18 protein-coding genes are annotated in these 23,612 nt (G+C 61.9%); 9 read left to right on the top strand and 9 right to left on the bottom strand.

Annotated features, from left to right (window positions below):
* Positions 1-5: 5 nt before the first annotated feature.
* Positions 6-1,547: an aldehyde dehydrogenase family protein gene (locus SJY08_RS22110; protein ID WP_377278375.1), complete on the top strand. Its 1,542-nt coding sequence runs from the start codon at positions 6-8 to the stop codon at positions 1,545-1,547.
* Between the two features lie 125 nt (positions 1,548-1,672).
* The gene (locus tag SJY08_RS22105; protein ID WP_377278373.1) at positions 1,673-3,214 is read left to right on the top strand and encodes an AAA family ATPase; all 1,542 of its coding nucleotides are present in this window, start codon (positions 1,673-1,675) and stop codon (positions 3,212-3,214) included.
* On the opposite strand, the gene SJY08_RS22100 is transcribed toward SJY08_RS22105, so the two are convergent.
* The 4 genes from SJY08_RS22100 to SJY08_RS22085 all read right to left on the bottom strand — a co-directional run bounded on the left by SJY08_RS22100 (position 3,201) and on the right by SJY08_RS22085 (position 6,876).
* A complete protein-coding gene (locus tag SJY08_RS22100; protein ID WP_069043071.1) occupies positions 3,201-4,124 on the bottom strand; it encodes an energy transducer TonB in 924 nt (307 codons plus the stop codon). The two genes, SJY08_RS22105 and SJY08_RS22100, sit on opposite strands and share 14 nt — an antisense overlap.
* Positions 4,121-4,600: a TonB system transport protein ExbD gene (gene exbD / locus SJY08_RS22095; protein WP_377278370.1), complete on the bottom strand. Its 480-nt coding sequence runs from the start codon at positions 4,598-4,600 to the stop codon at positions 4,121-4,123. Before exbD ends, SJY08_RS22100 begins: the two co-directional genes overlap by 4 nt.
* Before the next feature lie 4 nt (positions 4,601-4,604).
* Positions 4,605-5,795 (bottom strand): tonB-system energizer ExbB, encoded by a 1,191-nt coding sequence (gene exbB, locus SJY08_RS22090; protein ID WP_377278368.1) that lies wholly within the window; start codon positions 5,793-5,795, stop codon positions 4,605-4,607.
* A 148-nt stretch (positions 5,796-5,943) separates the two neighbouring features.
* On the bottom strand, positions 5,944-6,876 hold the full coding sequence (locus SJY08_RS22085; RefSeq protein WP_054148603.1) for a 1-phosphofructokinase family hexose kinase: 933 nt from the start codon (positions 6,874-6,876) through the stop codon (positions 5,944-5,946).
* Between the two features lie 230 nt (positions 6,877-7,106).
* Between SJY08_RS22085 and SJY08_RS22080 the strand changes: the two genes are divergently transcribed.
* On the top strand, positions 7,107-7,727 hold the full coding sequence (locus SJY08_RS22080) for a riboflavin synthase subunit alpha (RefSeq protein WP_377278366.1): 621 nt from the start codon (positions 7,107-7,109) through the stop codon (positions 7,725-7,727).
* A gap of 7 nt (positions 7,728-7,734) precedes the next feature.
* Here the strand turns inward: SJY08_RS22080 and SJY08_RS22075 are convergent, their stop codons facing one another.
* Complete coding sequence (locus SJY08_RS22075) at positions 7,735-8,127, bottom strand: response regulator (protein WP_153763043.1); 393 nt, start codon at positions 8,125-8,127, stop codon at positions 7,735-7,737.
* Between the two features lie 198 nt (positions 8,128-8,325).
* Here SJY08_RS22075 and SJY08_RS22070 point away from each other — a divergent pair, with 198 nt between their 5' ends.
* A complete protein-coding gene (locus SJY08_RS22070; protein WP_377278364.1) occupies positions 8,326-8,700 on the top strand; it encodes a hypothetical protein in 375 nt (124 codons plus the stop codon).
* Positions 8,701-8,736: 36 nt separating this feature from the next.
* The gene (locus SJY08_RS22065; protein WP_377278362.1) at positions 8,737-9,225 is read left to right on the top strand and encodes an MgtC/SapB family protein; all 489 of its coding nucleotides are present in this window, start codon (positions 8,737-8,739) and stop codon (positions 9,223-9,225) included.
* A gap of 22 nt (positions 9,226-9,247) precedes the next feature.
* On the opposite strand, the gene SJY08_RS22060 is transcribed toward SJY08_RS22065, so the two are convergent.
* Both SJY08_RS22060 and SJY08_RS22055 read right to left on the bottom strand, forming a co-directional pair.
* Positions 9,248-10,036 carry an SDR family oxidoreductase gene (locus SJY08_RS22060; RefSeq protein WP_377278360.1) on the bottom strand — a complete coding sequence of 263 codons (789 nt, stop codon included), beginning with the start codon at positions 10,034-10,036 and terminating at the stop codon, positions 9,248-9,250.
* On the bottom strand, positions 10,033-10,224 hold the full coding sequence (locus SJY08_RS22055; protein ID WP_300890735.1) for a DUF3008 family protein: 192 nt from the start codon (positions 10,222-10,224) through the stop codon (positions 10,033-10,035). The genes SJY08_RS22060 and SJY08_RS22055 overlap by 4 nt, the downstream gene beginning before the upstream one ends.
* A 138-nt stretch (positions 10,225-10,362) precedes the next feature.
* Between SJY08_RS22055 and glgX the strand changes: the two genes are divergently transcribed.
* The gene (gene glgX, locus SJY08_RS22050) at positions 10,363-12,441 is read left to right on the top strand and encodes a glycogen debranching protein GlgX (RefSeq protein WP_300890736.1); all 2,079 of its coding nucleotides are present in this window, start codon (positions 10,363-10,365) and stop codon (positions 12,439-12,441) included.
* A 9-nt stretch (positions 12,442-12,450) separates the two neighbouring features.
* On the opposite strand, the gene SJY08_RS22045 is transcribed toward glgX, so the two are convergent.
* A complete protein-coding gene (locus tag SJY08_RS22045; RefSeq protein WP_377278357.1) occupies positions 12,451-13,458 on the bottom strand; it encodes a diguanylate cyclase in 1,008 nt (335 codons plus the stop codon).
* A gap of 244 nt (positions 13,459-13,702) precedes the next feature.
* On the bottom strand, positions 13,703-14,890 hold the full coding sequence (locus SJY08_RS22040) for an acyl-CoA dehydrogenase (RefSeq protein WP_069043063.1): 1,188 nt from the start codon (positions 14,888-14,890) through the stop codon (positions 13,703-13,705).
* Between the two features lie 97 nt (positions 14,891-14,987).
* Here SJY08_RS22040 and SJY08_RS22035 point away from each other — a divergent pair, with 97 nt between their 5' ends.
* The 3 genes from SJY08_RS22035 (at position 14,988) to pbpC (ending at position 23,545) form a co-directional block, all read left to right on the top strand.
* Positions 14,988-15,908, top strand: coding sequence for a LysR family transcriptional regulator (locus SJY08_RS22035; RefSeq protein ID WP_377278354.1), 921 nt, complete (start codon positions 14,988-14,990; stop codon positions 15,906-15,908).
* A gap of 105 nt (positions 15,909-16,013) precedes the next feature.
* Positions 16,014-21,458 carry an MG2 domain-containing protein gene (locus SJY08_RS22030; RefSeq protein WP_377278352.1) on the top strand — a complete coding sequence of 1,815 codons (5,445 nt, stop codon included), beginning with the start codon at positions 16,014-16,016 and terminating at the stop codon, positions 21,456-21,458.
* Positions 21,458-23,545 (top strand): penicillin-binding protein 1C, encoded by a 2,088-nt coding sequence (gene pbpC, locus SJY08_RS22025; RefSeq protein ID WP_377278350.1) that lies wholly within the window; start codon positions 21,458-21,460, stop codon positions 23,543-23,545. Before SJY08_RS22030 ends, pbpC begins: the two co-directional genes overlap by 1 nt.
* The last annotated feature ends 67 nt before the right edge of the window (positions 23,546-23,612 follow it).

Below are 23,612 nucleotides of genomic sequence, written 5' to 3'. Positions count from 1 at the left end.
CCACCATGACCCTCGCCACTCTCAATTTTTCTGCCGAAACGGCATCGCTGATGGCAAGCTTCGGCGTCGACGCCAAGGCTCTGACCGGCGGCACGATGTCTGTCCGCTCGCCGATCAACGGCGAAACCATCGCAGCCGTTGCCGAAATCTCTGGCGACGACACCCGCAAGGCCATTGATGCAGCCCACAAGGCGTTTCTCGAATGGCGCCTCGTGCCCGCCCCGCAGCGCGGCGAACTGATCCGTCTGCTCGGCGAAGAACTGCGCGCCGCCAAGACCGAACTCGGTCGCCTCGTTTCCATCGAAGTCGGCAAGATCACCTCCGAAGGCCTGGGCGAAGTCCAGGAAATGATCGACATCTGCGATTTCGCAGTCGGCCTGTCGCGCCAGCTTTACGGCCTGACGATTGCGACCGAACGCGCCGAACATCGCATGATGGAAACCTGGCACCCGCTCGGCGTCACCGGCATCATCTCGGCCTTCAACTTCCCCGTCGCCGTCTGGTCCTGGAATGCAGCACTCGCCCTCGTCTGCGGCAACTCGACGATCTGGAAGCCGTCGGAAAAGACCCCGCTCACTGCCATCGCCACCCAGGCGATCTTCGAAAAGGCCGTGAAGCGTTACAACGCACAGGGCGGCAAGGCGCCGGCCAATCTGTCGACGCTCCTCATTGGCGGTCGTGACATCGGCGAAATCCTCGTCGACAACCCCAAGGTCCCGCTGATCTCGGCGACCGGCTCCACCGCCATGGGCCGCGCCGTCGGCCCGCGTGTCGCCGCCCGCTTCGGCCGCTCGATCCTCGAACTCGGCGGCAACAATGCCGCCATCGTCGGCCCGACCGCCGATCTCGACCTGACGCTGCGCGGTGTTGCCTTCTCCGCCATGGGTACCGCCGGCCAGCGCTGCACCACACTGCGTCGCCTCTTCGTCCACGAGAGCGTTTACGACACGCTCGTGCCGCGCCTCGTCAAGGCCTATGGCTCCGTCACCATCGGCAACCCGCTGGAAGCCGGCAATCTGATCGGACCGCTGATCGACAAGGGCTCCTACGAGCGCATGCAGCACGCCCTGGAAGCTGCCAAGGCCAATGGCGGCAAGGTGCATGGCGGTGACCGCGTTCGCTCTGACGAAGCAGCTGACGCCTTCTACGTTCGCCCGGCCCTCGTTGAAATGCCGGAGCAGTGCGGCCCGGTCGTCGAGGAAACCTTCGCCCCCATCCTCTACGTCATCAAGTATGCCGACTTCGATGACGCCCTCGCCCTCAACAACGACGTACCGCAGGGCCTTTCCTCGTCGATCTTCACCAACGACATCCGCGAAGCCGAAGCCTTCGTCTCCGATCGCGGTTCGGATTGCGGCATCGCAAACGTCAACATCGGCCCGTCGGGTGCGGAAATCGGTGGCGCCTTCGGTGGGGAGAAGGAAACCGGCGGCGGCCGCGAATCCGGCTCGGACAGCTGGAAGGCCTATATGCGTCGCCAGACCAATACGGTGAACTACGGCCGCACTCTGCCACTCGCCCAGGGCGTTAAGTTCGACATCGAGTAAAGCTATGAAGGGGTCGGCGGCCAACCGTCGGCCCTTCTTTCCTGCGACAAAGGTCCATGCGCCAGACGCTGGCCTTTGATCAACGGATGAGTGAGACTGAAGCAGCCGTCAGACGTGAGGGATGCATGCCAGTCGAGGACCAGTCCGCCGCCATCGCCTTTCTCCGCGATCCCGGGAGCCATGGCATCACCTCGCCAGTCGAGGTGATCGAAACCCACATCTCCCTCATCTTCCTGGCCGGCGACAAGGCCTACAAGCTGAAGCGCGCGGTGAAGCTACCCTATGCCGACTTCTCGACGCTCGATCTCAGAAAACGATACTGCCATAGAGAAGTAGAGCTGAACTGCCGAACCGCGCCGGAGATCTACTCCGGTGTGAGGTCCATCGGCCGAGACGCAAACGGCGATGTCGCCTTCGACGCTGAAGCGTCACCTATCGACTACGTGGTCGAGATGCACCGCTTCTCGCAGGACAAGCTGTTCGACAGGATGGCGGAAACGGGCAGCTTGCCGAAGACCTTGATGGAAGAAACGGCCGAGCGCATTGCAGACTTTCACAGGATAGCGGAGGTGCTGCATACGGGTAGCGGTGAAGCCAACCTCGCCGCCGTTCTCGATATCAACCATGCAGCTTTCTCCGCCGTACCGCTCTTCTCGGCCGACGAGACAAACCATCTGAACAGGCGCTTCCGGGAGGCCCTCGATCGTCACGCTTCATTGCTAAACGAACGTGAGCGCGATGGCATGATCCGTCACTGCCACGGCGACCTTCATCTGCACAACCTCTTCCTCGGGCCGGAGGGTCCGCGCATGTTCGACTGCATTGACTTCAACGAAGGCCTTGCGACCTCGGACATCCTCTATGATCTTGCCTTTCTGTTGATGGATCTATGGCATCGAAACCTGCCGGATTATGCCAATGCCGTTGTCAATCGCTATCTCGATCGAACGGGCGATGACGCAGGCTACGGGCTTATGCCTTTCCTCCTGGGGCTGAGGGCCGCGATCCGCGCTCATGTCGGCGCGACACTGGTGCGCGACCTCGGAGATCGCAGCGGCCATGGCGCAGAGGAAGCGATCGCCTATCGCAATCTGGCGCTCGAGCTGCTGCAGCGGAAGGAACCGATGCTGGTTGCCATCGGCGGGCTAAGCGGCTCTGGCAAATCCACCCTCGCCGAAGCCATGGCGCCCCGTCTGGGGCTTGCTCCCGGCGCGCGCCTGCTCGAGAGCGACCGCCTGCGCCGCGTAATGCTCGGCCATGCGCGAGGTCATCCCATGCCACAGCACGCCTACAAGCCGGAAATATCAGCACGCGTCTATGCGACCCTCGCCGAAAAGGCTGGCATGGTTCTGAGGTCCGGCGGCTGCGTCGTCGCCAATGCCGTCTTCGCCCATGCTGACGAAAGAATAGCCATTGAGGAGGTCGCGCGGGCGAACCATGTGCCGTTCGTCGGACTGTGGCTGGAGGCGGACCCGGCTGTTCTCAGAGCCCGCGTCGAGGCCCGACCGGTTCTCGACTCGGACGCCACGGTGGGCGTGCTCGACAAGCAATTGCAGAGCGGTACGGGTCCCATCGACTGGCATCGCATCAATGCGGCGGAACCCGCCGCATCCGTTGCGCAGGACGCGCTTGATTTGGTTGCCGTCCGCAAACTCAGCGAAGATTGAAGCGGACGGGTGCCGTGATCGTCTTGTTGACCCCGACAGGGGGTGCCGGCACCGGCGAAGCAGCGCGCACCATGTCGAGAACCGCGTTGTCGAGCGTCGGAAAGCCCGACGAGCGCGAAAGCGAGACGGACAGCACATTGCCGGAATCGTCGATCCGGAACCGGACATAGACGGTGCCTTCTTCCCGGTTGCTGCGGGCAGCACTCGGGTAACGCTTGCGACGTTCGAGATGGGACATCAGACGCGACTGCCATCTCGCCGGCGAAACACTCCGACCGGCACCGCTGGCGGTTGCCGCAGCCGCATTGCGGGTCGATTGGGCGACCTCGGCCTTGGCCGTGCGGGCCGCCTGCGACGCGGGAGGCTGGGCCTGCTTCTTGACCACTTTCTTCGGCGCCGGTTCTTTCTTCTTCTCGATTTCCGGTTTCGGCGCGGGCGGCCGCAGCATCGGGATCGGAACCTCGACATTCTCCAGTTCCGCCATCACCATCTGTTCGATCGGATCGATCTCCGGCAGCGGCTCGGGCTCGATCAGCGGCGGCACTTCGGGCTGAAGTTCTGTGACCTCGGGTTCTGGTTCTGGCTCAGGCTCTGGAGGCGGCGGCTCCGGGAGAGGCTGCTCCACAGGCTCCGGGATGGGTTCCGGCAGCGGCTCGCTGGTTGCGGTCTTGACCTCTTCTGCATCGACCTGTTCGGTCGAGATCTCGGTCTCGTCTGTGATGACGGCCTCAGGTTCCGGCGCAAGCTCGATCATGATCGCTGGCGGCGGCCCGCTATCGGCCATCACCATGTCCGGTTCGCGCAACAGAACAGCCACCGCACCCGCATGGGCCGTGGCGATCAGGACCCCGGCCGTTGTCCACAACAGCCCTTCACCAAGGATCCGTTTCGTGGAGCGAGGCTCGATCATGGTGCCGGTCCTACGGGCTCTGTCGCTGCAGCAGCATCAGGCGCCGGCACGGCGGCAACTGCTTCCAGCCCAACGAGGGCGATCTTCAGGTATCCCGCATCCCGCAAGAGGTTCATGACCTCCATGAACTGACCATAGTCGACCGTCTTGTCGGCACGCAGGAAGATGCGCGCGTCCTTGTTGCCTTCGGTCATCCGGTCGAGCGACGTGCTGAGCGTCTCGCGTGCGACGGTATCGTTTCCAAGCGCCAGGCTCATGTCTTCCTTGAGAGTGACATAAACGGGCTCATCGGGACGTTCGGCCGGCTTCGCCGTGGAAGCGGGCAGATCGACATTCACATCGACCGTCGACAAGGGCGCGGCGACCATGAAGATGATCAACAGCACAAGCATGACGTCGATAAACGGCGTCACGTTGATCTCGTGGTTCTCGGCCAGATCGTCGCCGGAACTGTTTTCTCTGATGCCACCGGCCATTGGTTCACTCCGCCGCCATCGCCATGGCCTTGGTCGCCTGAGCGATGCGGGCACTCTTGCGGAAGTCGAGATCACGGCTGACCAGCCGCTCGATGCCAGCCCCGGCATCGGCAAGAAGCTGGCGGTAGCCCGTCACGGAGCGTGCAAAGACATTGTAGATGATAACAGCCGGAATGGCCGCGACGAGACCGATGGCCGTTGCCAGAAGCGCCTCGGCGATACCCGGCGCGACGACGGCAAGATTGGTGGTCTGTGTCTCGGCAATGCCGATGAACGAATTCATGATACCCCAGACCGTGCCGAACAGACCGACGAATGGCGCAGTCGAGCCGATGCTGGCGAGAACACCCGTGCCCTTCGCCATGCCGCGTCCTGCCCCGGCTTCGATCCGGGCCAGCGCCGAGCCGACGCGCTCTTTGACGCCTTCACCACCGACCTGGTCGATTGCCGCATCGGAAAGACTGACCTCATGCTGGGCGGCACGAACCATGGTCGCCACCACACCGCCGCGATTTTCGAGGGCTTGAAGGGCATCACGCAATTGGCGGGCATTCGTGACGGCTTTGAGGCCGCGCTTGGCGCGTGCCCGCGCACCGAAAAGCTGCAAAGATTTCGCGAGCCACACGGTCCAGGTCAGAACCGAAGCCACAGCCAGCGAAATCATCACTGATTTGACCACCCAATCGGCAGCCATGAACATGCCCTCGGGCGAGAGATCATGCGGCATGGCCTTCATCGGCGGCACGTCCGTAACCGTGTCGGCGGGCACCGCATCGACCACGGAGGCAAGCGGATCCGTCGGAGACTGCGCGGCTTCACCGCCGGTGGCAGCGGCATCTGCCGGCTGCACGGCAGAAGGAAGGTTGGCAGCGTCGGAGACTGGGGCCTGCGCGCTGGGAGCAGCCACGGCCTCTGGTGCTGGTGGAGAAGCCTCACTGTTGGGGTTCGCAGGCGAACCGGGAGCGGCCGTCGCTGCCGGAGGCGTGGAAGCGTCGGGCTGCGTCACGACGCGAGGCGAAGTTGCAGAGCTTTCACTTGCAGTCGGCGCGGTCGTCGCGCCAGCCTGAGGCGCGACGACGGGTGTTTCCGTGGCCGCCGGAGCCGGCTGCTGCGCCTGCACCAGTGATGCAGATAGAAGAAAAGTAAGAAGAATGCCAAATCGCTTCAGCGAAGGTCCCGAATGGTTGAGCGGCATTGGGAGCTCCTTATGAACTTGTGATACAAAACAGGCGCTCATCGCCGCCCGTCACGCTGCCTTCCCCATATAAAACTTGATAATCTGTGACAAGTAATAAAACAACCAAAGCGCGGTTTTCCCGCGGACGCAATCGCTCGGATGACGATCAACTGGCTCTTTGCCGCTCGCGCTCGTAGAGATCGATGACGTCCTTCTGGCGGCAGAGTTCCGTGCCCGATGTCATGACCGTCGCAGCACCAGCCGCCTGACCGAAACGAAAGGCGTCGCCGACTGTGTAGCCTTGGGCAAGTGACCAAACCATGCCTGCGACAAAGCTGTCGCCGGCCCCGGTCGCAGAATTGACCGGCACATCGATTGCCGGCAGTCGAATGATCTCATCGGCAGAGGCGAGGATCGCACCGTCGCCCCCCAGGGTGACGGCAATATGTTCGGCAGCGCCCGTTCGAACATGCGCTTGTGCCGCAGGTCCCACCTCGTCATGCGCCAGCTTGCGCCCCAGGAAGGCTTCGAACTCACCGTGGCTCGGCTTCACGAGGAACATGCGCGATCGCGACAACGCCTGCGCAAGCGGATTTCCCGATGTATCGAGGACAAACTTGCCGCCCCGCGCCGCGACGAGATCCGCGAGACGGACATAGGTGTCATCCGGTAGGCCCCTTGGGAGGCTGCCACTTGCAACGACATATTCGGCATCACTGGCTTCGACGGCGTCGAATACGGGCTTAAGCTCCTCCTCCGTTACCAGCGGCCCTTCCGGCACGAAACGATATTCGAGATTGGTCGAGGTCTCGTGCACCGCAAAAGCCACACGGACGGGATCGTGAATCCGGAATGTTCGCTCCATGATCGGCAGGGGTTTCAACATGGCCTCGAGCAATTCGCCCGTGGCCCCGCCCGACAGGAACATCAACTCGCATGTCCCGCCGAGGGTGACGATGACGCGGGCGACATTGATCCCGCCACCACCCGGAAATTGCTGCTGATTATAGGTCCGGGTCTTGTGGGTGTGACGCACCACCTCCGCATCGCTGGAGATGTCGATCGCCGGATTGAGTGCGAGGCAAAGGATTTTGGTCATAGAAGGGGCCACCATGGAAAAGTCGGAATGCCAGACTGCAACAAAGATACGACAGATCTAGGACGGCCAAGGTCCCGTCCGCAACCCGGTCGAAAGCCGCACTTGCTCAACCGAGTTTGCACCGCCTCGTTCCCGTTTGCATGGATGGTGAACACTGCGGTATCGCCGCAGGGCATTGTCTTTGGCGCCTGAGACATTACCTTCCCAACGCATTTACCGAGGAAAGCACCATGTATACCGGCATCGTCCAGACAGTCGCCCCGATCAAGTCCGTCATCCGCCATGACGGCTACACGACGTTCTACGTCGAACTCCCCGAGCGGCTGATGGTGGATCTGCAACTGGGTGCAAGTGTTTCGGTCGAAGGCGTATGCCTTTCCGTGACCTCGATGGACGGCACAATCGTCACCTTCGACGCCATGGATGCGACGCTGGAGCGCACCAACCTGGGCATGCTGCAAGCCGGAGACCGGGTAAATATCGAGCGCTCGGCAAAGCCGACCGACGAAAATGGTGGCCACAACATTGCCGGGCACATCGCGACGACGGCAGAACTGGTCGCTGCAAAGATGGAAATGCCGGGCGCGTTCATCCGCTTCCGCGTGCCCGAGGAGTGGGCGAAGTACGTCTTCAAGCGGGGCTATCTTGCCGTTAACGGCGCAAGCCTTACGGTGGCGGAGGCCAAAGACGACACATTTACGATCAACCTCATCCCGGAAACGCTGCGCCAAACCACGTTTCCACGTTACAAAGCTGGTGATGCGTTGAACATTGAGGTCGATCATCAGACCATGGTGATGGTTGACGTGGTTGAGCGCACACTTGAACGTCTGATGTCCAAGCGCGCCTGACGCGATATTAGTGCTGACCACCCGGTCGCTGCGGCAGCACGTCGTTCAGAATGGAAACCAGGACCTTCCCGTAGTCTGCAGGCTTCGGTGCGCAAAGCTCCGGCGGTATGCCGTTCTCCTCGATCTCCCGGATGGCTGATCCCGAGACGATGCGAAACGGTATCCCGCTGCGGCGCAACCGCTGAACGATCGGCGTCACGTCCCCATCACGAACCTTGAAATCAAGGATCGCCCCTGAAATATGCTCGTTTTCGAGAATTTCGAGCGCGTCTCGGACTGTTTCGGTCGTGATGACATTGACCCCAGCGCGGGCGACCGCGTCGGCGGCATCCATGGAAATGAAGACATCGTCTTCGACAATGAGGATCGTATCGATGGCAAGGGGCTGTCCTGGTCTCATCTTCGTTCTCCTTTTGCCACAACAACGCCCACAACCCCTGTTTGTTCAGATTTTCATAAATTGCTAAATAATATGGTAAACATAGACTTAACAGCTCAAGCAGGAGACATGTTGCTCGCATAAATGGAACATGCCGTCCGATGGAACATCCCTGCGAAGCCACGCGTTTCCCATGCCGGAAACCACGGGAGTTCATCCATGCAGATCATCGAAACAGAAGTCATTGAAGGCCACGACACAAAAGGTGGCTTCGTCGTCGAATTCCTCGGAGACGGCGGCGAGAAGGTATCGGTTCACATGGCACAGTCTGAAAACGGCAGCCTGAACCGGGACAACGCCCTGCAAAAGGCGCAGGTCCTGCTCGTGCAGGCGAGCCGCTTCGGTGCAACCGCCGAAAGCGGAAACGATGAACAGAGTGAAGCTGTCGAGAGCCTGCGTCAGGAGCAGCAGGAGACAGCCGACAATCCGAACAGCAACTCCGCCCTGCAGGAAGGACTGGAAGACACCTTCCCCGCCAGTGACCCGGTCTCGGCGTCCTACACCTCCACTATCGCCATTGACCGGAAGCATTGATATCGTAAGGGAACGGTACCGTCAGGGATTTGGGACATGCCTTCTGAACTGAACAGCTTCGGCACCGCGACCACTCTGGAACTGTCGGCCATCGTCATCAGGCTACTGATCGCGATGGTCTGCGGCGCCTGTATCGGCGTGGAGCGCGAATGGCGCAGCCACGCTGCCGGCTTGCGCACCCACATCCTCGTCTGCCTGTCAGCGGCGATTGTTGCAATCCTGACCATCGAAATCGCTCATCACGGCGCCTTCGACCGAGACGAGATCCGTCTGGACCCCATCCGCCTGATTGAAGCCGTAACGGCAGGTGTTGCATTCCTCGCGGCAGGAATGATCGTCTTCAACAAGGGAGAGGTGAAAGGCCTGACGACGGGCGCCGGCCTCTGGTTTGCCGGGTCTATCGGCCTTGCCTGCGGGCTCGGCTTTTGGCAGATCGGCCTCATTGCAAGCGGCTTTGCGCTGAGCGTGCTGTGGCTATTGCGGCTTATCGAACACCGGCTGCCCCTTCCTCCCGAGCGCGACTGAAGCCGCGCTCGGCAAGGCGATCCTACCTCAACAGGCTCTGGCCACCGTCGACCCAAATCGGCGTTCCGGTCACATGGCGCGATGCATCAGACGCGAGAAAGCCGATCACATCGGCCACCTCCTCTATCGTGCCGGGTTCCCCGCCCGTCAAAGGAATGTCGCCGTCATGGAAGGTCACCGGCACCTCGGTCTGATCCTTCTTGCGAATATGCGTGTTGTCGTCGATTTCGGTCTCGATCGCGCCCGGGCAAACTGCATTGATCCGGATGCCATGGCGGCCGAGCTCGAGCGCCAATTGCTGCACCATGGCAAGTTGGGCGGCCTTGGTCGCTGAATAGGCTGTTGCACCCGGTGAGGTGAACGTCCGGGTTCCGTTGATCGATGAGATCACCACGATCGAGCCGCCATTTTTCTTCATATGCGGCACAGCATGATGCAGCGTGAGATAGGTGCCGCGCAGGTTGATCGCGATCGTCTTGTCGAATTCCTCGGGCTTGAGGTCATCGACCGGCGCCCAGGTGCCGTTGATCCCGGCATTCGCAATGACAATGTCCAGCCGCTTTCGTTCGTCGGTCAGTCGCGTCAACGCCTGCTCCATCTCATGATGATCGCTCACATCGGCGACCAGGACCATCCCGTCGCCCCCGGCTGCGCGGATCTCCGCGAGCGTCTCGTCCAACTCCTCTCGTGTCCGCCCCAGCAGACCGACAAAGGCACCACCCTTTGCCAGATTGAGAGAAGCGCCCTTGCCGATCCCGGAGCCCGCTCCGGTCACCACGGCGGTTCTCCCGTCGAGTTCGCCGCGCCTCATGACTTGCCCTCGACATGTTCGGGCTTGCCCTGACGCTTTGTTGAGGCGAGCTTTTCGAGCTCTTTCTTGCTCATGCTATGTTCCATGCTGCGCGACGCGCCCTTGAGATCGGACACCTTAGCCTCACCCCGCTTGGCGGCCAGTGCAGCACCAGCCGCCTTCTGCTGCGCCTTCGATTTCGCCGGCATCTGCACACCTCCTGTTTCATCCGATTTCGTTGCGAGGCAAACCGGCAAAGGGGCCGAAAGTTCCAGCCGGAGAGGGGCTTGGAACAAAGCATCGCGCTCGGGAATTAAGCTGCGCAACTCCAGACATCAGAGGATCAGATGGACGCCAAGAGCACGCATTTTCATGTCACGCCGGGCGAATGGCACAGTCTCGGCGCGTGCTTCGATGGAGAGGGCACGAACTTCGCTCTCTTTTCAGCCCATGCGGAACGTGTCGAGCTCTGCCTCTTTGACGACAGCGGCAGCGTTGAGGTCGCCCGGCTTGAGCTTCCAGAATACACAAACGAAGTCTGGCATGGCTATGTCCCGGGCGTGCGCCCCGGACAGCTTTACGGCTACCGTGTCCACGGGCCCTATGAGCCGGAGAACGGTCATCGCTTCAATCCGAACAAACTACTCCTTGACCCCTATGCGCGCGAAATCGTCGGCGATTTCGCCTGGTCGAAGGCTCATTTCGGCTACGACCTGGATGCGGAAGAGAAGGACCTCACCTTCAACACGCTCGACAGCGCGTCATGCTCGCCGAAATGCCGGGTGATCGATCCGAATGAGAACCGCATTTCAAACGGCTTCGCCCGCATCCCCTGGTCCGACACGATCGTCTACGAGACCCATGTCAAAGGCTTCACCAAGCTGCATCCCGCGATACCTGACAATCTCAGGGGCACATTCGACGGCCTCGGCCACAAGGCGGCCGTCGACTATGTAAAGAGCCTCGGCATCACCTCGATCGAACTCCTGCCCGTGCATGCCTTCCCGGACGATAGCCACCTGATGGACAAGGGGCTTCATAACTTCTGGGGTTACAACACGATCGGCTTCTTCTCGCCCGCGAGCCGCTACTACGGTCCCAAAGGCCTGGTGGGCTTTCGCGACATGGTCCGCGCGTTCCACGATGCCGGCATCGAGGTTATCCTTGACGTCGTCTACAACCATACGGCCGAAGGCAACGAACTCGGCCCGACGCTCTCCTTCAAGGGCATCGACAATTTCTCCTACTACCGGACGATGCCGGACAATCACCGCTACTACATCAACGACACGGGCACGGGAAATACGGTGAATACGTCCCACCCGCGCGTCCTGCAGATGGTGATGGACAGCCTGCGCTACTGGGCTGAGGAGATGCATGTCGACGGTTTCCGCTTCGATCTGGGTACGATCCTCGGCCGGGAACCGGAAGGCTTCGATCAGCGCGGCGGCTTCTTCGACGCCGTCAGCCAGGATCCCGTTCTCTCCAAGGTCAAGCTGATCGGCGAGCCCTGGGACATCGGCCCCGGCGGTTACCACGTCGGCGGCTTCCCGCCGGGCTGGGCCGAATGGAACGACAAGTATCGCGACTCGACCCGTGAATACTGGTTGAACGCCGACAACACCTCTCAGGACTTTGCCGCCCGCCTGCTAGGCTCAGGCGACATCTACGACCTGCGCGGCCGTCGCCCCTGGGCGAGCGTGAACTTCATCACCGCCCATGACGGCTTCACCCTGAACGACCTCGTGTCCTACGACCAGAAGCACAACGAAGCCAATGGCGAGGACAACAACGACGGCCACGACCATAATCGCAGCCACAACTACGGTCACGAAGGTCCGACGGACGATGCCGAGATCAATGCGATCCGCGACCGTCAGAAGCGCAATCTCCTGTCAACACTGTTTTTCTCGCACGGCACACCCATGCTGCTCGCGGGCGACGAATTTGGCCGCTCGCAGATGGGCAACAACAACGGCTATTGCCAGGACAGCGAGATCAGCTGGCTGCACTGGGAAGACCTGCCGCAGTCCTGCGAGGATCTGCGGGAATTCACCCGCCGGCTGATAGCTCTTCGCAAGGCGCAACCTCTTCTGCGTCGCTCGAACTGGCGCGATGGCATGCTTATCGACTGGTACCATGTCGAAGGCGGCCATCAGGAGCCCGAACACTGGTTCGATGGAAACCCGCTGGCGCTGAGGCTCCGGCGACCTGATCTGGAGGCGGAAGAGGGTGTTTGGCCGGAGGCGCTCCTGCTCTTCAATCCGGTCGCCGAGGACATTGATTTCGTCCTACCTGAAACCGGCGGCGGGAACTGGCAACTCGAGCTGACGACCTTCGATGTGGAGCGGCACGGCGATATCGCGGAAGAAGGCAAGGCGTTCAGGCTGCAGGCACGATCGCTTGCGCTGCTCAGACGCGCCTGATCCTTGCCGTCAATCCCGCGAGGCGCGCTGCAGCACCTCGAAATCGTAAAGCTGTCCGGCGACCGAAATGCGCCGGGCAGAAATCATGACGGGGACCATATTGCCGGCTGCGTCATGGATTTCACCTCGCATGCCTGCATAGCCACCGTCACGGTCCAGCAGCATCAGACGCTCGGCACGCGCTTCACTCCCCGACACGATGCCAGAAGCCATCATTTCGTTTCCACCGATATCATCCCAGCTTTTGCCGACGAGATCGAGATAGGCCTGATTGACCCGGATATAGCGCGAGCTCTTCTGGCCGATGCTCGAAATGGAGAAGGCCACCGGCGACAATTCGAAAAGCGCCTGAATGACCGGCCCGGATAGCGCCGTTGACTCGGCCTGCTCGATGACGTCCCTCAACATCAGCTCATCGTCTCGGCCGGCAGTGATTTCATAGTCGGCAGGCATTGCAAGCTCGTCCCGGAGAACGGCAACGAAACGCCAGAGGTCGATCTCCAGAAACTGCGGTTTGTGGCTGTCATCTACCTTTTCGAGACGCTCCGGAAGCGCGTTGATCGCATCGGTGAGACGCTGTGTCTCACGCGGGCTTCGAGCGGAGGCCAACAGGCTGCGGAGCTTGTCCTGGGCGATATCCTGCAGGATGGCATAGGCGTTTTGCAGCTTGGCTGCCCGCTCCGCCTCCACCACTTCGACGGGACGAGAGCCGTCGGCAACGGGCAGCTCTTCGAGGAGTGCCCAGATATGACGCTCTTCTGGAGATTCCTCGTGCTTCGCGGCCCCTTGCGGCGCATAGCGGATCAGACTGAGTACGGTATCGACACCAAACGTGTCGACATCGGCTTCCGCGGTCTGGCCATTGGGCCCTACCCTGAGAGCCGTCAGCCGGGTCGGTCCGCCATTGTCGTCGAAGTATATGCAGACCTCTAAGATCGCATCAGGGAATTCCAGCCAGGGGTGTTCACTCCGGAACACCGCAAGCGCAGAGTGGTCGAGCACTGTTAGAGCATACATGACGCGTCCTCCACAACCGGCCGTAGCATACAGCAAAGGCCACCCTGCCTGATAGGTCAGGAATCGCCAAATATCAGCATAAAGCAAACATCGCGGCTTCTGAATGTGTTTCTAGCCGCCGACAAGTATATGAATGTTTAAGCTGAAATCTTTGAGTTCTGGGAGCGACGCAAGAATGCGACAGTCCGGCGCCCAAACCCACAAATAGTCAGGGACGCCGGACTGCTTGAGCTCGAAAGAGCGATCAGAAGAAGGCCTGGATGCCGGTCTGGGCGCGGCCAAGGATCAGGGCATGCACGTCATGCGTGCCTTCATAGGTGTTCACGGTTTCCAGATTCTGCGCATGCCGCATGACATGGTATTCGATCTGGATGCCGTTGCCGCCGTGCATGTCGCGAGCCATGCGGGCGATGTCGAGCGCCTTGCCGCAATTGTTGCGCTTGATGATCGAGATCATCTCCGGCGCGAACTGGTGTTCGTCCATCAGACGGCCGACGCGGAGTGAGGCAAGCAGACCAAGCGAGATTTCGGTCTGCATGTCGGCAAGCTTCTTCTGGAAGAGCTGCGTGCCGGCAAGCGGCTTGCCGAACTGCTTGCGGTCGAGGCCATACTGGCGGGCCCGGTGCCAGCAATCCTCCGCAGCGCCGAGAACGCCCCAGGAAATGCCGTAACGAGCACGGTTGAGGCAGCCGAAGGGACCCTTGAGACCCGACACGTTGGGCATCAGCGCATCTTCGCCGACTTCGACGCCATCCATGACGATCTCGCCGGTGACCGAAGCACGCAGCGAGAGCTTGCCGCCGATCTTTGGCGCCGACAGGCCCTTCATGCCCTTTTCGAGAATGAAGCCGCGGATTTCGCCGCCATGCGCTTCCGACTTCGCCCAGACGACGAAGACGTCGGCGATCGGCGCATTGGAGATCCACATCTTGGAGCCACGCAGGCGATAACCGCCCTCGATCTTTTCGGCGCGCGTCTTCATGCCGCCGGGATCCGAGCCGGCATCCGGCTCGGTCAGGCCGAAGCATCCGATCAGCTCGCCGGAGACGAGACCCGGCAAATACTTGTCCTTCTGTTCCTCCGAACCGTAGGCGTAGATCGGATATATCACCAGTGACGACTGCACGCTCATCATCGAGCGATAGCCGGAGTCGATACGTTCGATCTCGCGGGCGACGAGGCCATAGGAAACATAGTTCGCGTCAGCAGCGCCGTATTTTTCAGGCAGGGTGACACCAAGCAGGCCAGCCTTGCCCATCAGCCGGAAGAGTTCCGGCTCGACCGTTTCGCCGAGATAGGCGTCGGCGACCCGCGGCGCGAGTTCGGCTTCTGCAAAGGCCGCTGCCGCATCCTGGATCATCCGCTCATCCTCGCTCAGGATCTCGGACATCAGGAAGGGGTCACTCCAGGAAAAGGGTCGCATCTCGCTCATCGGTCTCATCCATTTGTTTCGTTATCCCAGATTGCTCATGTCGGAGTGCAATTCAACCCATGTTTACTCATGTTGCTATTAGGTCTATTCATATCGCATGCTCACACATCAACGCCGCTTCCTGCCATCGACGAGTGCTCTCGCCGCCTTCGATTCCGTCGCCAAGCTTGGTAGCTTCTCGGCCGCCGCCAACGAGCTGGCGCTGACACAAGGCGCGATCAGCCGCCAGATCGGCCTTCTCGAAGACCAGATCGGCGTCAAGCTTTTCGAGCGAACCAATCGCGGTGTCGAATTGACCACCATCGGCCGCACCTATGCCAAGGGTATCGGCGATGCGCTGGCCACGATCCGCACGCTGTCGCTGGAGGCCATGGCAACCCGCGATGACACCCATCTGCGTCTCGCCATCCTGCCGACCTTCGGCACCCGTTGGCTGATGCCGCGCATGCCGGACTTCCTCGCGAAGAATCCGGCCATCATCATGGACTTCGCCACCCGCATCGGCCAGTTCGATTTCGAGGGCTCCGGTCTCGATGCCGCGATCCATATCGGTGAACCGAACTGGCCAGGCACCGATTGCCAGTTTCTGATGCATGAATTGGTGGTGCCGGTCTGCAGTCCGGCCTTTCTCGATGCCAACCCGGTGAACCGGCCGGAAGACCTTCTGTCCAAGCCGCTGTTCGACATGGCGTCCCGCCCACGGGCCTGGGAACAATGGTTTTCCAGCCTCGGCATCAGCGAGGGCCGCGGAGGCGGCATGCGCTTCGAGCAATTCTCCAACGTCGTCCAGGCCTGTCACGCGGGCCTGGGGATCGCGCTCGTCCCGACATTCCTGATCGAGCCGGAGCTGGCGAGTGGCCAGCTGGTCCGCGCCTGGGATCATAAGGTGAAAAGCGCAAGCGCCTACTACCTCGTCCGCCCGCTGTCGAAGATGGCCTATGGGCCGGCCAGCACCTTTGCCACCTGGATCATCGAACAGGCAAGAAGCTTCAGCGAGCGACGCCCCGCGAGTGCTTGAAGACCACCAAGAAATGACTCGTAGGGTGTGTCCTGTGCCGATTGACAAGCCTCCGTCATGAGCAAAGACTAACCTCCGAAGCCATGATCAGGCTTGGAGGGGACCATGTTTACGAACCGTTTTTCGGCGTTGCTCACAGTCGCGCTGGCTCTATTGCCATTATCCCCTTCAGCTTACGCGCAGGATATCAGGACAATCGAACGCATTGACGATGCGGACTATTTCGGATTCGACCTGCGAACGGAAAAGAACGTCTCCATCGATGAATGCGAGGCGAGCTGCATCGGCGACGCCTCCTGCCGCGCCTTCACTTTTAATCCGAAGGTCAACTGGTGCTTCCTGAAGTCCGATTATGACCAGCTGAACAGCTTCCCGGGCGCGATCGCGGGCCGCATCGTCGTTCAGACGGCGGAAGAGGACATCGGCGCTCCGCCGGCGCTGACCTTCGTCTCGGACTACCTGAAATCGGAAGCCCGCAATCAGCGCAGCAATCTTGTCATTGCAGCCGAACAGCAGGGCCTGGGCCGGGACTCGCTGATTGAAATAGGACGCGCCTCCTTTACAAGTGGCAACATCGACTACGCCATTCTGTCCCTGAAGGGTGCACTGGCGATCGATGCAGACGACGAAGCACTCTGGCTCGAACTGGCCCGGATGGCCAATACCGTCATCAACAACTACGGCATGGCCAACGAAGGCGCGATGGCGTCGATCAACGGCTATCTCTTGACCCGCGGCGCCTCCACCCGCGCCGAGGCGCTCGCCACGCTGGCGAAGTCCCTTGAGAACAGCGAGAACTGGCGTCCGGCCCTCAGCGCCTACAAGGCAAGCCTCGAACTCGCGTCGAATGCGCAAGTACGCGCCGCCTTCGAAGACCTGCGCTCCCGCCAGGGTTTCCGCGTCGTCAACAACACTGTTGATTCCGACAGCGCTTCGCCGCGCGCCTGCGTCGAGTTCTCCGAACCTCTGGTCAAGCGCGGCGTCGACTACTCGTCCTTCGTCACGCTTGACGGCAAGACGCCGAAGGCGCTGGAAGCAAAAAACAACCAGATCTGCGTCGAGGGCCTGGAGCATGGCGGGCGCTATCGCCTCGCAATCCGCGCCGGCCTCCCCTCCTCGGTCGACGAAAACCTGGAAGCCCCGGTCGAACTCGAGCTCTATGTCCGTGACCGCGCATCGACCGTACGCTTTACCGGCGACAGTTTCGTTCTCCCATCATCCGCGCGCCAGGGCATTCCGCTCGTATCGATCAACAGTGAAAGCGCCAATCTCGAACTCTACCGGATCGGCGACCGCAACATCGCCCCGCTTCTCGCCGCCTCGCAGTTTCTCACCCAGATGGACGGCTACACCGCCGGCCGCGTGAAGGACGAGATCGGCGAACTTGTCTGGCAGGGTTCGGTCGAGATTGCCAACGAGCAGAACAGGGAGGTCGTTACCAGCATTCCGCTGCAGGAGGCCCTGCCGACCCGCAAGCCCGGCATCTATGTGATGACTGCGGTCTCCCCGACTGGTGTGAACGAGAGCTGGGACAGCCGCGCGACGCAGTGGTTCGTCGTCTCCGATATCGGCCTTTCGACCTTTGCCGGCACCGATGGGCTGCATGTCTTTGCACGCTCGCTGGCATCGGCCAGCCCACTTGCCAATATCGAGCTGCAACTGATCGCAAAGAACAACGAGATCCTGGCGACCGCCATAACTGACGCCGAAGGCCGGGCCCGTTTCGACGCCGGCCTCGTGCGCGGTGGCGCAGCGCTCGCTCCGGCCGTGATTGCCGCCCGCAGCGATGCTGACGACAACGTCTTCCTCGACATGACCCGTGCCGGCTTCGACCTCTCCGACCGGGGCGTCACCGGTCGCCCGGCACCGGGCCCGGTCGATATCCTCGCCTGGACCGAACGCGGCATCTACCGCCCCGGCGAGACCGTGCATTCCGTAGCGCTGGCCCGCGACACCAATGCCGACGCCATTTCCGGCCTGCCGCTCACCTTCCTCTTTTCGCGACCCGACGGGGTCGAGTTCCACCGTTTCGCGGTGTCAAGCGAAACGCTGGGCGGTTATGCCGTCGACCTGCCGATCCTTGCCAATGCGATGCGTGGCACCTGGACAGTCGCCATCCACACCGATCCGAAAAAACCGGCCATCGCTCGGTCGACATTCCTGGTCGACGATTTCGTGCCCGACCGTCTCGACCTGAAGCTTTCGAGCCAAGCCGGGGCAATCTCTTTAGACGAAGCCGTTACCCTGTCGGCCGATGGCCGTTATCTCTATGGCGCGCCGGCAGCCGGCCTGACGCTCGAAGGCGAGGTGGTGATCCGCCCGACGACCAGCCATCCCGATTTTCCCCGTTACAGCTTCGGCCTTTCGGACGAGGAGGGCATCGAAGACATGCGTCTGCCGCTCGAAGGGCTGGACGCGCTGGATGACGATGGCCTCGCCGAAATCGAGGTTGCCCTGACCGATCTGCCCTCGACGACACGCCTCCTGAACGCGGATATTGTCCTGCGTTTGCGCGAAAGTGGAGGCCGCACGGTCGAGCGCAAGCTAACCCTTCCCGTCACGCCGGAAGGGCCCGTCATCGGCATCAAGCCGGAATTCGAAGGCGAGGTCTCCGAGAACTCGAATGCCGTCTTCAACCTGATCGCGCTCGGCTCTGATGGCGAGCGCCAGGCCCTAGCCGGCGCGAGCTGGAAGCTGATCAAGCTGGAGCGGAACTACCAGTGGTATCGCGATGGTTCCTCCTGGCGCTATGAGCCGATCACCACGACCAAGCTCGTGGCCGACGGCACCGTCGATATCGCAGCGGAAGGCACACCACTTTCAACACCGGTGACTTGGGGCGCCCATCGTCTGGAAGTCGAGCAGGGCGGCGCCGTCACCAGCGTCGACTTCGATGCCGGCTGGTTTGTCACAGCAAGCTCTACCGAAACGCCAGACGCACTCGAGATCGGCCTCGACAAGCCGGCTTACAAGGTCGGCGATACCGCAAAGCTGAAGATCTCGCCGCGTTTCGCAGGCCAGGTTATCGTTACCTCGGGCACCGATGCCCTGATTTCGACGCAGGTTGCCGAAGTCCCGGCCACCGGCACGGAAATCGAAATTCCAGTTACTGCGGATTTCGGCGCCGGGGCCTATGTGACCGCGACCCTCTTCCGCCCCGGTGATGCCGAGGAAAGCCGCATGCCGGCGCGTGCAATCGGCATTGCCTGGCTCGCCGTCGATCCGGGCGCCGACAAGCTTGCCATCAAGCTTTCGCCACCGGAAAAGACCTTGCCCCGCCAGCCCCTGGAAATCCCGGTGGAAGTGACCGGCTCTGGCATCGGCGAGGAGGCCTATGTGATGGTCGCCGCCGTCGATGTCGGCATTCTCAACCTCACCCGCTATGAGACACCCGATCCGGAAAGCTACTATTTCGGCCAGCGCCGGCTCGGCCTCGAACTGCGTGACCTTTATGGCCGTCTGATCGATGGCTCGCTGGGCGCAACCGGACGCCTGCGCACCGGTGGTGACGGGGGCCAGGTTGCCCTGCAGGGCAATCCACCGCGCGAAAGGCTCGTGGCCTTCTTCTCCGGTCCGGTGAAGGTCGATGCAGATGGCAAGGCGATGGTCTCCTTCGACATCCCGCAGTTCAATGGCACGGCGCGTATCATGGCCTGGGCCTGGTCGAAGACCGGGGTCGGTCACAGCGAGGCGGACGTGATCATACGAGATCCGATCGTCGTGACGTCGAGTTTGCCCAAATTCCTCGCCCCTGAGGACGAAAGCAGTCTTCGTCTGGACATCGCCGCGACGGACGCTCCATCCGGCACCTACACGCTGGCCGTCACCGGCAACGGTCCCGTCAGTATCGGAGGATCGGAAAGCCAGGAGGTCACGCTGACGGCGGGTGAAACCACCACCGTAACCCTGCCGCTCACTGCCAACACACCCGGCGACGGCGCGATTGACATCGCGCTCACAGGTACAGACGGCATAGCCATTTCCCAGTCTCTCGATCTTCCCGTACGCCCAGCAACACTGCCGATCACCGAGCGGCAGGTCATTGCGCTGGCACCGGGCAAGAGCCTGACCGTGGATAGTGACCTGCTCGCAGACAGCCTCTTGCAGGGAGCCTCCGTCAGCCTCAATGTCGCTCGCGCCGATGGCTTGGACATTCCGGGCCTGTTGATGGCCCTTGACCGCTATCCCTATGGCTGCGCCGAACAGACGACCAGCCGCGCGCTGCCGCTTCTATACTTTGATGAACTGGCCAAGCTTTCCGGCCTGCCGGAGGACGAGTCAATCAACAAGCGCGTCCAGGACGGCATCCTGCGCGTGCTGGCCTATCAATCGTCGAGTGGCTCCTTTGGCCTCTGGGCACCGGGTTCCGAAAGCCTCTGGCTCGACGCCTATGTCACCGACTTCCTGACCCGCGCCCGCGAACAGACCTTCGACGTGCCGGAGGAAGCTCTCGTCCAGGCCTTGCAGAACCTGCAGAACCGCATCGCCTATGACAACGACATCCGCACGCGCGGCAACGAGATCGCCTATGCTCTCTACGTGCTGTCACGCAGCCGCAAGGCCTCGCTGAGTGACCTTCGCTACTACGCGGACACGATGCTCGGCGACTTCCCGACGCCCCTGTCGAAAGCGCATCTGGCAGCGGCATTGTCGCTCTACGGTGATAGCGAGCGAGCCAACGCCGTTTTCCTCGATGCAGCCGGAATGAGCGAACAGGCCCGTATGACGCCGGTCAGCTTCTCCCGTTCCGACTATGGCTCGGCGCTTCGCGATGCTGCCGGCGTTCTGGCGCTTGCCGCCGAAAGCCGCCCGGTTCCGCCTGTCGTTCCGATCCTGGCAAAGGTCGTGGCCGACGAGTGGAAGGCCAAGCAGACACTCAGCACCCAGGAACAGACCTGGATGCTGCTAGCCGCCCGCGCACTCCAGCAGGATGACGAGGGGCTGAAGCTTGAGGTCAATGGTGCCGAAAAGACCGGCGCCTATGCGGCCACGATCCCGGGCGACGCACTCCTAGAGGCGCCGCTGACGCTGACCAACACCGGCCTTGATGCCGTGAGCGCTGCGGTTACCACGGTCGCGGCTCCGGCCCTGCCACCGGCAGCCGGCGGGGAAGGCTTCGAGATCAACAAGACCTACTACAGCCTGACCGGCGAAGAGGCCAACATCACAGAGGTCATCCAGAACGAACGCTATGTCGTGGTGCTGGAAGTGACGGAAGCGGATGACTGGCCGGCCCAGCTTCTCGTGACCGATCTGCTTCCGGCGGGCTTCGAGATCGACAATCCGAGCCTGGTCGACAGCGCAGCGCTCGCCAACTTCGACTGGATCGGCCAGACGGAGACCGCGCATCTCGAATTCCGCAGCGATCGCTTCGTGGCTGCCGTCAATCGCGGCGAGGGCGAAAACGGTACGATCACGCTGGCTTACGTCGTCCGCGCCGTCACGCCGGGCACCTACGACCTGCCGGCCGCGAACGTCGAAGACATGTATCGTCCGCAGCTGTCGGCGCGCACGGCAGCCGGTGCGATGACGGTCTCGACGGCACCCTGATGGGCCGCCTGAGGCGCATCGGCATAAGCTTGGGGGTGGCTGCCATCACGGCCACTGCCTCGGTCGCTGCGCTGGATTGGGCGGACAGAAACTACCCTCCCCCGCTGGAGGAAGCGCGCGCAGTCTCGACCGAAATTCTCGATCGGGACGGCCAGCTCTTGCGTGCCTTTGCCACGAAAGAAGGCCTCTGGCGCTTAGAAACAACAGTCGATGACGTCGACCCTGCTCTCATCCGCATGCTGATCGCCTATGAGGACAAGCGCTACGCGGAACATCACGGCGTTGACCTCATGGCGCTGGGACGTGCCGCCTGGCAACTGGCCGCCAACGGCCGCATCGTTTCGGGCGCATCCACCCTCTCCATGCAGGTCGCCCGCCTGATCGAGCCTCGTCGCGAGCGATCGCTGACCGCCAAACTCATCCAGATCGCCCGCGCGATCCAGTTGGAGCGGCGGCTGACGAAGACAGAGATCCTCAATCTCTATCTCACCCACGCCCCCTATGGCGGAAACCTGGAAGGCGTGCGCGCAGCAAGCCTCGCCTGGTTTGGCAAGGAGCCGAAGCGGCTCTCGACTGCCGAGGCCGCTCTGTTGGTCGCCCTGCCGCAACTGCCGGAAAAGCGCCGCCCCGACCGCTACCGCCACAACGCACACGAAGCGCGCAAGCGGGTTCTGGAACGCGCTCGCGAAGCCGAAGTCGTCGACAAGACGGAGGTCGAGCTCGCGCTGAACGCATCCCTCCCCTCTATGCGCAGGCAGTTGCCGGCGCTTGCACCACATCTCGCCGAAGCCGCACGGCGCAAGGCACCCGAGATCAGCACCCACCAGACCACCATCCTGCGGCCTGTACAGGAGACCCTGGAAAAAGTGGCGCTCGAAGCGGGCCGCAAGCTCGATCCCAAGGTCTCGCTCGCCTTGCTGATGGCCGATGCCACCACCGGCGAGATTGTCGCAGAAGTTGGAGCTGCCGATTACTTCGATGCCTCCCGCTCCGGCTGGATCGACATGACGCGCGCCGAGCGTTCGCCGGGCTCGGCGCTGAAACCCTTCATTTACGGCCTCGCCTTCGAGCAGGGTCTGGTGGCTCAGGAAACCATTGTCGAGGATCGCCCGGCCGACTTCTTCGGCTACCGCCCGAAGAATTTCGACATGCAGTATCAGGGCGATGTCAGCATCCGACAGGCTCTGCAGCTGTCGCTCAACGTGCCGGCCGTGCGTCTTCTTGATGCCGTCGGTCCGTCTCGCCTGATGGTTCGCCTCCGACGCGGCGGGGTCACCCTGAAACTGCCCCCCAACGAAGCGCCAGGCCTCGCGATTGCGCTTGGCGGTGCCGGCATCACGCTGAAAGACCTTGTGCAGCTCTATTCCGGTCTTGCAAATCGCGAGCAACCGATCCGGCTCGGTGATGGTATCCGCGACTTGGCCGAGCTGATTGACGAAGAGCCGCTCTTCGAACCCAATGCCGCCTGGACGGTGGCAGACGTCCTCGGCGACGTCCTGCCTCCAACCGGCAGCCCACCCGCCGGCATCGCCTACAAGACAGGCACCAGCTACGGCTACCGTGACGCCTGGTCGGTCGGCTATGACGGGCGCTATGTGCTCGGCGTCTGGATCGGTCGCCCAGACAATGCCGCCGTCCCCGGCATATCGGGCTATCAGACGGCAGCCCCGATCCTCTTCGAAGCCTTTGCCAAATCCGGCCTTGCCGGAACGCCCCTGCCCCGCGCACCGACAGGGGCAAACCGAATCGCCGCATCGGACCTGCCGCAATCGCTTCGCCGCTTTTCCTTGGAATCCAATGGCCTGGTCGCGGTTTCCGCGCGCGAGCGGCCACCACGGATTGTTTATCCCCTGGAAGGTTCGGTTCTCGAACGCGGCAAGGGCGCGGATGGCGAGGCTTTGCCGGTCGTCATGAAGATGCAAGCCGGACGCGCGCCCTTTCGGTGGCTCGTCGATGGCAAACCGATGCGTGAATCCACGCGCCGCAGAACCGGCGAATGGCATCCCGAAGGCATAGGGCAATCGACCCTGACCGTGATCGATGCGGAAGGGCGAGCCGCTTCAGTCAATGTCTTCGTCCGGAATTGACACGCCTGTTGCTGGCAGCCGTGATCCACCGCAGGACGGCTCGCGTAGACGATCCCGTTAACCCATT

This window comes from Rhizobium sp. R86522 (assembly GCF_042466255.1).
Taxonomy (GTDB): domain Bacteria; phylum Pseudomonadota; class Alphaproteobacteria; order Rhizobiales; family Rhizobiaceae; genus Allorhizobium.
The sequence above is the reverse complement of the archived record's forward strand: the minus strand, read 5'-3'. Positions and strand labels throughout refer to the sequence as shown.

What these genes read in the sequence shown, in the direction of transcription:
- SJY08_RS22035 (WP_377278354.1), top strand. Translation starts at nt 14,988, where the DNA reads ATGCTCACACATCAACGCCGCTTCCTGCCATCGACGAGTGCTCTCGCC.
- SJY08_RS22080 (WP_377278366.1), top strand. Translation starts at nt 7,107, where the DNA reads ATGTATACCGGCATCGTCCAGACAGTCGCCCCGATCAAGTCCGTCATC.
- pbpC (WP_377278350.1), top strand. Translation starts at nt 21,458, where the DNA reads ATGGGCCGCCTGAGGCGCATCGGCATAAGCTTGGGGGTGGCTGCCATC.
- SJY08_RS22100 (WP_069043071.1), bottom strand. Translation starts at nt 4,124, where the DNA reads ATGATCGAGCCTCGCTCCACGAAACGGATCCTTGGTGAAGGGCTGTTG.
- SJY08_RS22040 (WP_069043063.1), bottom strand. Translation starts at nt 14,890, where the DNA reads ATGAGCGAGATGCGACCCTTTTCCTGGAGTGACCCCTTCCTGATGTCC.
- SJY08_RS22055 (WP_300890735.1), bottom strand. Translation starts at nt 10,224, where the DNA reads ATGCCGGCGAAATCGAAGGCGCAGCAGAAGGCGGCTGGTGCTGCACTG.
- SJY08_RS22045 (WP_377278357.1), bottom strand. Translation starts at nt 13,458, where the DNA reads ATGTATGCTCTAACAGTGCTCGACCACTCTGCGCTTGCGGTGTTCCGG.
- exbB (WP_377278368.1), bottom strand. Translation starts at nt 5,795, where the DNA reads ATGCCGCTCAACCATTCGGGACCTTCGCTGAAGCGATTTGGCATTCTT.
- SJY08_RS22070 (WP_377278364.1), top strand. Translation starts at nt 8,326, where the DNA reads ATGCAGATCATCGAAACAGAAGTCATTGAAGGCCACGACACAAAAGGT.
- glgX (WP_300890736.1), top strand. Translation starts at nt 10,363, where the DNA reads ATGGACGCCAAGAGCACGCATTTTCATGTCACGCCGGGCGAATGGCAC.
- SJY08_RS22085 (WP_054148603.1), bottom strand. Translation starts at nt 6,876, where the DNA reads ATGACCAAAATCCTTTGCCTCGCACTCAATCCGGCGATCGACATCTCC.
- SJY08_RS22105 (WP_377278373.1), top strand. Translation starts at nt 1,673, where the DNA reads ATGCCAGTCGAGGACCAGTCCGCCGCCATCGCCTTTCTCCGCGATCCC.
- SJY08_RS22065 (WP_377278362.1), top strand. Translation starts at nt 8,737, where the DNA reads ATGCCTTCTGAACTGAACAGCTTCGGCACCGCGACCACTCTGGAACTG.
- SJY08_RS22075 (WP_153763043.1), bottom strand. Translation starts at nt 8,127, where the DNA reads ATGAGACCAGGACAGCCCCTTGCCATCGATACGATCCTCATTGTCGAA.
- SJY08_RS22030 (WP_377278352.1), top strand. Translation starts at nt 16,014, where the DNA reads ATGTTTACGAACCGTTTTTCGGCGTTGCTCACAGTCGCGCTGGCTCTA.
- exbD (WP_377278370.1), bottom strand. Translation starts at nt 4,600, where the DNA reads ATGGCCGGTGGCATCAGAGAAAACAGTTCCGGCGACGATCTGGCCGAG.
- SJY08_RS22060 (WP_377278360.1), bottom strand. Translation starts at nt 10,036, where the DNA reads ATGAGGCGCGGCGAACTCGACGGGAGAACCGCCGTGGTGACCGGAGCG.
- SJY08_RS22110 (WP_377278375.1), top strand. Translation starts at nt 6, where the DNA reads ATGACCCTCGCCACTCTCAATTTTTCTGCCGAAACGGCATCGCTGATG.